The organism is Streptomyces sp. T39, assembly GCF_008042045.1.
Classification (GTDB): Bacteria; Actinomycetota; Actinomycetes; order Streptomycetales; family Streptomycetaceae; genus Streptomyces.
Window position 1 is genome coordinate 3,212,787 of sequence record NZ_RDBP01000012.1, and the last position, 9,729, is coordinate 3,222,515.

Below are 9,729 nucleotides of genomic sequence, written 5' to 3' on the forward strand. Positions count from 1 at the left end.
CCGCAGCGGACCGCCCCACCCTGTGCCCTCCGCCGGAGCGGGGGCCGGCCGTCAGACGAGGTGCAGACCTGCCAGATGCCTGCGGTACCAGGGCAGGCCCGGCACCAGCCCGGCGGCGAAGCCGGGCCCGGGGGACAGGCCGAGCCTGGCCCACACCCCGCTGCTGTCGTACCAGTGGTCCTCGGTGAGCAGGGCGTGCTGATGGTCGGAGAGCTGCGGCAGGACCCGCGCCGTCAGCTCACGGTGCGCCCGGCGGGAGAGGTCCGAGCCCGGCGGGGCGATGCCGAGGTGCCGGCACAGCTGACCCACCACCGTACGGAACTTCACCGGACGCGGATGGTTGACGTGGTGCACGCCGCCGTGTTCGCCGGACCAGTCGCGTGCGGCGAAGGCCGTCACCACCCGGGCCAGGTCCCGCACCCCGACGAGCGAGGCCCGGGCGCTGCCGCCGTCGGCCCACACCGGGACCGTGCGCAGCAGCCGGCAGACGGTGGGGACGAACCACTTGTCGCCCGGTCCGTAGACGAGGTGGGGGCGCAGCACGATCCCCCCGCCGTCGAGCACCGTGGCCTCGGCCGCCAGCCGCGAGGTGCTCGCCGGCGAGGCGGGCGCCGTCGGCAGCCGGCCCTCGGCCGCGCCACGGTGGGGGCCGCGGCCGTACACGGACGCGGTGGAGACGTAGAGCAGACGGCCGGTGCCCGCCGCCCGTGCGGCCGCCGCGAGGGCGGCGGTGCCGCGTTCGTTGACGGCCTCGCACAGCGCGGGATCGCGCCCCACGTAGCTGGCCAGGTGGAGAACGGTGCCGACACCGTCGCAACACCCTTCGAGGCTTGCCGGATCGAGGAGATCGGCGGGTATCCTCCGCGCACCCGCAGATGTCATCCAGTCGGGCAGTGGCCGGCGGGCGAGGACGCGCACATCGGATACGCCTCCGCCGGACGGTGTCAGCAGCTCACGGACGACCGCGCTGCCGATGAACCCCGTTCCCCCCACGACCAGGACCGCGCCGCGTTCAGCTCGCAAGGACCTTGACCCTGCACGTGCCGACGGTGGCGCCGCCCTGGTCGAAGCGCACGTCGACGGTCCGCGGACCCGTCACCGGGTCGGTGCCGGCGACCGCGGTCACCAGGCAGGCGCTGTCGAACTCCACGTACTGGTCGAACGCCGCCTCGCAGGAGACCGCGAGGCCGTCCGGGTCCTGGACGACGGCGAGCGCCGCCTGCCGGGCCGCCTCCATCAGCACCATTCCCGGTACATGGTCCACGGGGTGGTCGAAGAGGACGGGGTGCTCCTGGTCGGCGCGCAGGGTCCAGACGCGGTCGATGCCCGTCTCGCCCAGCACCACGTCGGACGCGCAGCGCCGGCCGACCAGTTCGGGGGTGACGGCCGCGGGCAGGGCGCGCCGCTGGGGCGCGGAGGCGCCGAGGGCGCGCTCACCTCTGACTCTGCCGTAGACGGCGGGGGGCAGGCAGCTGAGGGTGACCTCGCCGGAGCCCACGACGACGCCGTCGCGGATGCACTCGACCCGCGCGGTGTAGCCGCTGACGGTCTTGCCCCGGCGCTTGAGGTCGTCGCACCGCACGTCGAGCAGGACGTGCGCGGGGCGGCCGTTGAGCAGCGCGCCGTCCGGGTCGATGTCGTGGGAGACGGTGTGGGAGAGGAAGTGGTAGCCGATCGGGACGTCGTACGCCTCGTGCGAGATGAGCAGCAGTGCCTGGCGAATCGATTCGGCGAGCAGCATCGGATCGTGTCGGCGGCCGGCCACCGGGCCGTAGTAGCTGTGGCTGCGGGGCCACTGGGCGCCGACGCGGAAGTGTTCGGGAGCTATGCGCTGTATGCCGGTGACGAAGACCTCGGAGACGGCGGCCCGGTGGACTAAGGTCCGGGGCACCGTCTGCAGAAAGAGCTCGGGAGCGTCGGCGGACGAGAGATCCGCCGGGTGCATGAGGGTCGCAACGCGCATCAGGGCCTCCTGAAGGTGAGTTGAGCAGCACGGATGTCGGGCTGGAACACGAGAGGCTCGGTGGAGCGATGGAGAAAACAATACCAGTTAGTTGGTTTTTTACGAGGGGTGTGAGCAAAATTGGTCCATGCAGCGGCCACGGTGTTCACGCGGGGCGGGCAGAGGAAGCACCGGCGGTCCGTGGGAAATTCGGGAGGTTGGAACATGGCCAGGCAGGAACGGGCAGAGGTCACCCGCAGCGCGATCATCGACGGAGCCGCACGGGCCTTCGACGGCACGGGCTTCTTCGGCACGAGTCTCAGTGACATCGTGAAGGAGGCGGGGGTGACGAAGGGAGCCCTCTACTTCCACTTCGCCTCGAAGGAAGACCTGGCCCAGGCCGTGATAGGCGAGCAGTTCTCCATCTGGGAGACCCTGCGCGACCTCGACCGCCCCGGGGTCCAGACGGTGATCGACCTGGTGCACACGATGGCCCAGCAACTGCAGGAGAGCGTCCGCGTGCGGGCCGGAATCCGGCTGGTGATCGAGCAGTCGACCGCCTCCGGCGCCAACGCCGGGCCCTACGCGAAGTGGATCGATCTGATCCGCAACTGCCTCGCCCAGGCGCAGGGGAGGGGCGACATCAAGCCGGAGGTCGACGTCGCGGACGCCGCCAACGTCATCGTCGGCTGCTGGACCGGTCTCCAGCTGTCGTCGCAGGTGCTCACCGGCCGCCGCGACCTGACCGAGCGCACCACCCAGATGTGGCGGATGATGCTGCCCGGTCTCGTGCCCGTGCGCCGGCTCGCCCGCTTCCATGTGGCCGGCACCCCCGGCCTGCTGGACCACGCCCGCGAGGCCGCCCTCGTGCGCGAAGGCGTCGAGGTCGGCTGACCCGCGGCCGTCAGGCCGGGGCGTGTTCCGGCTCGGGGCACTTGTCCGGCGCCGAGGTGCGGAACGTCCCCACGAGGGCCGGCGGCGCGATGGCGGGCAGCAGCAGGTCCCAGAGCTCCGACAGCTGCCGCGAGGACTCGCCCTCGGGCACGTCGGTCCAGCTGAGCGCCTCCACCGAGAACAGCGTGGTGGAGGCCAGCGTGCGCGAGGCCCGGCCGGGGATCGTGTCCAGCAGCTCGTGCTGACGGGCCGCCCGGTCGAGCAGCCTGTCCGCCGCCTCGTACCACAGGGTGTGATGGTCGAAGTCCTGCGGGACCGGGTCCGGACGCTCGCGGTGGAGCCGCATCGCGGCCCGCACCGGCGGTTCCAGGCGCACCAGTTCGCTCAGCTCGTGGGTGAGGTCGATCAGCGACTGCAGCGGTGAACCGGTGGCGTCGCACGGCTCGGCGACGGTGTCCTCCAGCAGCCCCTGGGCCAGCCCCAGCACCGCCATCGCCACCTGGTCCTTCGAGGCGAAGTGGAAGTAGAACGCGCCCTTGGAGACGCCCGCCGCGCGGGTGATGTCGTCGAGGCTGGTGCCCCGGTAGCCGTTGCGCTCGAACTGTTCCGCCGCGGCTGTGATGATCCGTCTCAGAGTACGCTCGGCGCGCTCCTGCTTGACCATCCGGGGCCTCCTTGCTGTCGCCGCTGCACGGCCATTGTAAAACCGGTCGAACGGTATGTCGTGGGGTGTGCACACAGGTTACGCGTACCGCTCCGGTTCAACTCACCGGAACCGGAGCGCTGTCGGCGACGGCCGACCTCAGCGGCACCTCCGCGTCCGCCACCAGGTCGCGCACCAACGGAACCCCCGAGGCGATCAGCCGGCGTCCCTGGGCCAGGTCGCGCGCCCTGCCGACCGAGAGCACCGCCACCAGCCGCCCGTCGCGCAGCCAGCACACGCTCCACGCGTCCCCCTCCGGGTCGCCGCGCCGCACGAGCGCGTCCGCGTCCGCGTGATGCCCCGCGTACTGCACGAACCTGCCGAACTGCTCGGACCAGAAGTAGGGCACGGGGTCGTACACCGCTCCGGCGTCGCCCGTCACCGAGGCCGCAACCGTCCGCGGCCCCTGGAGCGCGTTGTCCCAGTGGTGCACCAGCAGCCGGGTGCCGAACCGGGCCGAGGGGAACGAGGCGCAGTCCCCGACCGCGTACACACCGGGAACCGACGTCCGCAGCCCCTCGTCGGCCAGGACGTCGCCCCGCGCGCCGGTCGCCACCCCCGAATTCGCCAGCCAGCCCGTCGCCGGGCGCGCGCCCACGCCCACCAGCACGGCCCCGGCCGTCAGCCGGTCGCCGTCCGCCAGCTCGACCACCCCGTCCTCGATCCGCCGGACGCCCGCGCCGGTGCGCAGTTCCACCCCGGCCTCCCGGTACCAGGCCCGCATCGGACCGGTGACCTCCGCGGGCAGCGCCCCGGCGAGCGGCCGGTCGGCCGCCTCGACGACGGTGACCCGGCACCCCGCGGCCGCGGCCGCCGTCGCGAACTCGGCGCCGATCCACCCCGCCCCGACCACGACCACGTCACGCCGCTCCGCGAGCACCGGCCCGAGCCGGCGGGCGTCGTCCAGGGTGCGCAGCTCGTGCACCGACGGCACACCGGCGGCGCCCGGCAGACGCACCGGCTCCGCGCCCGTCGCCAGGACCAGCGTGCCGTAGCCGACCGGCCCCTGCTCGGTGTCCAGCTCCCGCGCGTCCGGGCGCAGCCCCCTCGCCCCGCAGCCCAGGCGCACCTCCACGCCCAGCGCGTCGAAGTCCACGTCGAAGCGCACGTCGTCGGCGCTCCCGCCCAGCAGCACCGACTTGGACAGCGGCGGCCGGTCGTACGGGCGGTGCCGCTCGTCGCCGAGCAGCAGCAGCGGCCCCTCGTAGCCCTTCTCGCGCAGCGCCACCACGGTCTGCACCCCGGCCGCACCGGCCCCGACGACGACCACGGGGCGCCCTTCGCCCACCTGTTGCACTGCCATCGGACCTCCCAGTCGCGGACACCTCCACCCATCGTGTCGCCGCCCGCCCACCGGGTCGCGCCCGACGACCGCAGTCTGGGGGGCAGTAGGGGGGGTTCGAGCGCGCGAGGCCGGGCGTGGTCGCCGGCGGCCACTCGCGCCCACGTCTCGGGGTCGTGCTCATGGACCGCTCACAGCGACGGGAAGCCGTTCCAGCGCTCGGCCAGTCGCACGAGGTGAGTCGTCCTGCCGACGTTGTCGGGGCCGCCGAGGCTGACAACGTCCCGGACCCGCGCCCTCGTTCACGCCTCGCGGATCGGGGTGTCGAGGACGGAGACGATCGCATCCGTGTTCGCGGCGATGAAGTCGGCGAGCTCCGGCGGCATCAGGTTCAGCTCGCGGACGACCTCGGCGGTGAACGGCACGCGAACCACCTCGTACCCGCCCCGCTCCGGCTTGGAGAACTCCGTCCCCGTACGCGCGGCCAGGTCCATCGACACCAGGCGCGCGGCGAAGATGTGCTGGACGCCGACGCCGCCCTCCAGCTCGTCGGTGATCAGGTGGACGAGTTCGGCGCGCTCCAGCTTGCCGCCCAGTTCCTCGAACACCTCCCGGTGCAGGGCTGCCTCGATGGTCACGTCGTCCGCCTCGACCCCTCCGCCGACGGTCACCCAGTACGGCTCCCTGCCCGGCCTGGTGCGCTTGATGAGGACGAGCTCGTCGCCGTCGAGGACGATCGCGCGGGCATTGCGCCTGACGATGCCGGTCATGCCATGTGCTCCTTCTGGTGGTGGTACAGGGGAGAACCGCCGGGAAGCACGACGCGTACGAGCACCACGGGTTCGGACAGCCCTTTCCGTCGTCGGCCCACCCCGTGCACCCCCAGCCCCCTGGCGGCAGTTCCCGGCCGGGAAGATCGAACCGGAGGAGACGGGCTCCTGGGGGTGCCGCAGAGCCTGTGGAGCTGCGGCCGCGCAGCCCACGGCGGGCCCAAAGTCCCCGAGATGCCGCACCCCTCCCTGACCCGCTGAACAGCGGGTCAGGGAGGGGTGCGGCGGCAGTCTCCTGTCAGATGTCGCGGAAGATCTCGATCTGGGCGCCCACCGAGTTGAGGCGCTCCGCGAGGTCCTCGTAACCGCGGTTGATCACGTAGACGTTGCGCAGCACGGAGGTGCCGTCCGCCGCCATCATCGCGAGCAGCACGACGACGGCCGGACGCAGGGCGGGCGGGCACATCATCTCGGCGGCGCGCCAGCGGGTGGGGCCCTCCACCAGGACCCGGTGGGGGTCGAGGAGCTGGAGGCGGCCGCCGAGCCGGTTGAGGTCCGTCAGGTAGATGGCGCGGTTGTCGTACACCCAGTCGTGGATGAGGGTCTGGCCCTGGGCGACGGCGGCGATGGCCGCGAAGAACGGCACGTTGTCGATGTTCAGGCCGGGGAACGGCATCGGGTGGATCTTGTCGATCGGCGCCTCCAGTTTGGAGGGACGCACGGTCAGGTCCACCAGCCGGGTGCGGCCGTTGTCCGCCGCGTACTCCGCCGAGCGGTCGTGGTCGAGGCCCATCTCCTCCAGCACCGCGAGCTCGATCTCCAGGAACTCGATCGGCACCCGGCGGATCGTCAGCTCCGACTCCGTCACCACCGCGGCCGCGATGAGGCTCATCGCCTCCACCGGGTCCTCGGACGGGGAGTAGTCCACGTCCACGTCGATGGTGGGCACGCCGTGCACGGTCAGCGTCGTCGTGCCGATGCCCTCCACCGTGACGCCGAGCGCCTCCAGGAAGAAGCAGAGGTCCTGGACCATGTAGTTGGACGAGGCGTTGCGGATGACGGTGACGCCGTCGTGGCGGGCGGCCGCGAGGAGCGCGTTCTCCGTCACGGTGTCGCCGCGCTCGGTCAGCACGATCGGGCGGTCGGGCGAGACCGAACGGTCCACCTGGGCGTGGTAGATGCCCTCGGTCGCGGTGATGTCCAGACCGAAGCGGCGCAGGGCGATCATGTGCGGCTCGATGGTGCGGGTGCCGAGATCGCAGCCACCCGCGTACGGCAGCCGGAAGTTGTCCATCCGGTGCAGCAGCGGGCCCAGGAACATGATGATCGAACGGGTGCGGCGTGCGGCCGTGGCGTCCATGGCGTGCATGTCGAGGTCGGCCGGCGGCACGATCTCCAGGTCCATGCCGTCGTTGATCCACCGGGTGCGGACGCCGATGGAGCCGAGGACCTCCAGGAGCCGGTAGACCTCCTCGATGCGGGCCACCCGCCGCAGCACGGTGCGGCCCTTGTTGAGCAGCGAGCCGCAGAGCAGCGCGACGCAGGCGTTCTTGCTCGTCTTGACGTCGATGGAACCGGAGAGGCGGCGTCCGCCGACGACCCGCAGATGCATCGGGCCGGCGTAGCCGAGGGAGACGATCTCGCTGTCGAGCGCTTCGCCGATGCGGGCGATCATCTCAAGACTGATGTTCTGGTTACCGCGTTCGATCCGGTTGACGGCGCTCTGGCTGGTACCGAGCGCTTCGGCGAGCTGGCTCTGTGTCCAGCCACGATGCTGACGGGCGTCACGGATGAGCTTGCCGATGCGTACGAGGTAGTCGTCTGACATGACAAGGAGGCTATCTCAGATATGAGATGAGCTCGCGAGGGGGTGTGCCATCGGAGTGACGGACGGGCCCGGATCGGCACGGGGGCGCGCCTCGTTCCGATGCTCGTTCCCCGGAGGGCGTGCGGCAACACGGACTGCTGCGTCGGTGTCATGGGGGAGTGGACGGCTTGCCGGTGCGCGATGAGTAGACAGTGTCTACTCGGGCTTGGTAGACAGGGTCCATGAGTGATCGGGAGGGGGGCCTGCGGGCCCGGCTGGTCGCCGTCGGCGTCGAGTTGGTGGCCGAGGAGGGCGTGCAGGCGCTGACGCTGCGTGAGATCGCCCGCAGGGCCGGTGTGTCGCACGGCGCGCCGCGGCGGCACTTCCGCACGCACCGGGAACTGCTCTCCGCCATCGCCCGTGAAGGGTTCGCCCTCGTGGCCGCCGACGCCGCCTCGGCGGTGGCGGACGACGGGCGGACACCGCGCGAACGCGTTGCCGCGGTGTGCAGGTCGTACATCCGATTCGCCCGTGAACATCGCGGAATGTACGAGCTGATGTTGCGTCACGATCTACTCGAAAGCGGATATCTCGGACTTCGCTCGGTCAGCCTGCCGCTGTTCGAGCTGCTCACCACCCTGGTCGCCGAGGCGAGATCCGGGACACAGGCCGCGACCACGGCAGCGGCCGCCGCATCGGGGGCGGGAGCCGAGGCCGGCGCCGAGGCCGGAACCGGAGCCCGCACGGCGCCGTCCCGTGTCGTGGCGGGCGCGCTCTGGGCGAATCTGCACGGCATCGTGCAGCTGTGGCAGTGGGGAAGCCTGAGACTCGCCACCGGCGAGAACGACATCGAGGCGCTGCTGGGCGCGGCGCTCGACGCCCACCTCGGGCCGGAGGAACGGTGAGCGGCCGGCTGCGGCGAGGGGTCGCGCTCACCGGCAGCGTCGTCGGCGCCTCGGTCGTCGCCCTCGACGGCACCGTGCTCACCGTCGTGCAGCCGGTCCTCCAGCGGGACCTCGGCGCCGGCTACGCACAGGTCCAGTGGACGAGCACCGGCTACCTCATCGCCGTCGCCGCCCTCCTCGTCCTCGCCGGCCGTCTCGGCGACCGGTACGGGCACGAGCGGCTCTTCGCCGTCGGAATCATCGGCTTCGGCGCAGCGTCCGCCGGGATAGCCGTGGCGCCCGGCATCGGCTGGGTCGTCGCCCTGCGGGTCGTCCAGGGGGTCTTCGGGGCGCTGCTGCAGCCGGCCACCCTCGGCATGCTGCGCGCCTCCTTCCCGCCCGACCGGCTGGCCGTGCCGATCGCCCTGCGCACCAGCGCCATCGGGCTCGCGGCCGCCGCCGGCCCGCTCGCCGGCGGCGTGCTGGCCACGCACTTCGGCTGGCGCGCGGTGTTCGTCCTGAACGTCGTGCCCGCCACGCTGATGGGCGTCCTCACGCTGGCCGTACGCGTCCCCGCCGCGCCCGACGGCGCCGGATCCCCCGCACGTCCGGCCGCCGCCGGGCGTCTCGACCCGGGCGGGGCGCTGCTGCTCGCCGTGGCCCTGGTCTGCTGCGTGCACACCCTCGTCGCCGTCCCCGTGGACGGCGTCACCTGGGCGACGGCCGCCGGATGCGCGGCGTTCCTGCTGGCGGGTGCCGTGTTCGTCCGCCACGAGCGGCGCGCGGACGAGCCGCTCGTGCCGCCCGCCGTCATCGGCTCCCGGCCCGTCGCCGCCGCCCTCGCCGTGCTGGTGTGCGCGTCGGCGGCGATGCTCGGAGCCCTGTTCGTCGCGATGTACGTCCTCCAGGACGTGCTCGGTCACGATCCCCTGCGCGGGAGTCTCACGGCCCTGCCGGGGGCGGCCGCCATGATCCTCGCCGCGCCGCTGGCCCCCGTCCTGCTGCGGCGGCAGGGACCGCGCCGTACGGCCGCGTCGGCGGCGCTCGCGCTCGCCGCCGGCGTGGCGCTGCTGTCCGGGCTCGGCCCGGGGACCCCGTGGTGGCACAGCGGTACCGGCTTCGTGCTGCTGGGCGCCGGGTTCGGGACGGTGATGGTCGCGGCCACCGCGGTCGCGGTGCGCGAGGCCCCCGTGGAGCACGCGGGCGCGGCGGGCGGGCTCCAGCAGACAGCCATGAACATCGGGCCGACGGCCGGGATCGCGGCGGCGACGGCAGTGATGTCGGCGGCCCCGGACGTGGCCGCGGGGACCAGGGTGGTGAGCAGCTCGAACAGCGGCAGGCTGACCGAGCGAAGTCCGAGATATCCGCTTTCGAGTAGATCGTGACGCAACATCAGCTCGTACATTCCGCGATGTTCACGGGCGAATCGGATGTACGACCTGCACAC

9 protein-coding genes are annotated in these 9,729 nt (G+C 72.4%); 3 read left to right on the forward strand and 6 right to left on the reverse strand.

Translation table 11 applies throughout. The features are described from left to right. Nucleotides 1-51: 51 nt before the first annotated feature. Nucleotides 52-1,023 (reverse strand): NAD-dependent epimerase/dehydratase family protein, encoded by a 972-nt coding sequence (locus tag EAO77_RS15575; protein ID WP_147988562.1) that lies wholly within the window; start codon nt 1,021-1,023, stop codon nt 52-54. Beyond that, on the reverse strand, nt 1,013-1,963 hold the full coding sequence (locus EAO77_RS15580) for a ScbA/BarX family gamma-butyrolactone biosynthesis protein (RefSeq protein WP_147988563.1): 951 nt from the start codon (nt 1,961-1,963) through the stop codon (nt 1,013-1,015). The genes EAO77_RS15575 and EAO77_RS15580 overlap by 11 nt, the downstream gene beginning before the upstream one ends. Nucleotides 1,964-2,167: 204 nt before the next feature. On the opposite strand from EAO77_RS15580, the gene EAO77_RS15585 reads away from it, so the two are divergent. Continuing rightward, on the forward strand, nt 2,168-2,836 hold the full coding sequence (locus EAO77_RS15585) for a ScbR family autoregulator-binding transcription factor (RefSeq protein ID WP_147988564.1): 669 nt from the start codon (nt 2,168-2,170) through the stop codon (nt 2,834-2,836). A 10-nt stretch (nt 2,837-2,846) separates the two neighbouring features. Here EAO77_RS15585 and EAO77_RS15590 read toward each other — a convergent pair whose 3' ends face one another. From EAO77_RS15590 to EAO77_RS15605, 4 genes are all read right to left on the reverse strand, one after another. After that, on the reverse strand, nt 2,847-3,500 hold the full coding sequence (locus tag EAO77_RS15590) for a ScbR family autoregulator-binding transcription factor (RefSeq protein WP_147988565.1): 654 nt from the start codon (nt 3,498-3,500) through the stop codon (nt 2,847-2,849). Between the two features lie 97 nt (nt 3,501-3,597). Beyond that, the gene (locus EAO77_RS15595; RefSeq protein WP_147988566.1) at nt 3,598-4,842 is read right to left on the reverse strand and encodes an NAD(P)/FAD-dependent oxidoreductase; all 1,245 of its coding nucleotides are present in this window, start codon (nt 4,840-4,842) and stop codon (nt 3,598-3,600) included. 281 nt (nt 4,843-5,123) lie between these two features. Next, entirely contained in the window at nt 5,124-5,591 is a 468-nt protein-coding gene (locus EAO77_RS15600) for an NUDIX hydrolase (protein WP_147988567.1), read from the reverse strand. Nucleotides 5,592-5,889: 298 nt separating this feature from the next. Further along, nucleotides 5,890-7,419 (reverse strand): helix-turn-helix domain-containing protein, encoded by a 1,530-nt coding sequence (locus tag EAO77_RS15605; RefSeq protein WP_147988568.1) that lies wholly within the window; start codon nt 7,417-7,419, stop codon nt 5,890-5,892. 221 nt (nt 7,420-7,640) lie between these two features. Between EAO77_RS15605 and EAO77_RS15610 the strand changes: the two genes are divergently transcribed. Next, a complete protein-coding gene (locus EAO77_RS15610; protein WP_261993916.1) occupies nt 7,641-8,303 on the forward strand; it encodes a TetR/AcrR family transcriptional regulator in 663 nt (220 codons plus the stop codon). After that, nucleotides 8,300-9,667: an MFS transporter gene (locus EAO77_RS15615; RefSeq protein ID WP_261993917.1), complete on the forward strand. Its 1,368-nt coding sequence runs from the start codon at nt 8,300-8,302 to the stop codon at nt 9,665-9,667. The genes EAO77_RS15610 and EAO77_RS15615 overlap by 4 nt, the downstream gene beginning before the upstream one ends. The last annotated feature ends 62 nt before the right edge of the window (nt 9,668-9,729 follow it).

Bases quoted from the DNA above. Each gene is read 5' to 3' on its own strand.
- EAO77_RS15610 (WP_261993916.1), top strand. From the start codon at position 7,641: ATGAGTGATCGGGAGGGGGGCCTGCGGGCCCGGCTGGTCGCCGTCGGC.
- EAO77_RS15605 (WP_147988568.1), bottom strand. From the start codon at position 7,419: ATGTCAGACGACTACCTCGTACGCATCGGCAAGCTCATCCGTGACGCC.
- EAO77_RS15590 (WP_147988565.1), bottom strand. From the start codon at position 3,500: ATGGTCAAGCAGGAGCGCGCCGAGCGTACTCTGAGACGGATCATCACA.
- EAO77_RS15600 (WP_147988567.1), bottom strand. From the start codon at position 5,591: ATGACCGGCATCGTCAGGCGCAATGCCCGCGCGATCGTCCTCGACGGC.
- EAO77_RS15580 (WP_147988563.1), bottom strand. From the start codon at position 1,963: ATGCGCGTTGCGACCCTCATGCACCCGGCGGATCTCTCGTCCGCCGAC.
- EAO77_RS15595 (WP_147988566.1), bottom strand. From the start codon at position 4,842: ATGGCAGTGCAACAGGTGGGCGAAGGGCGCCCCGTGGTCGTCGTCGGG.
- EAO77_RS15585 (WP_147988564.1), top strand. From the start codon at position 2,168: ATGGCCAGGCAGGAACGGGCAGAGGTCACCCGCAGCGCGATCATCGAC.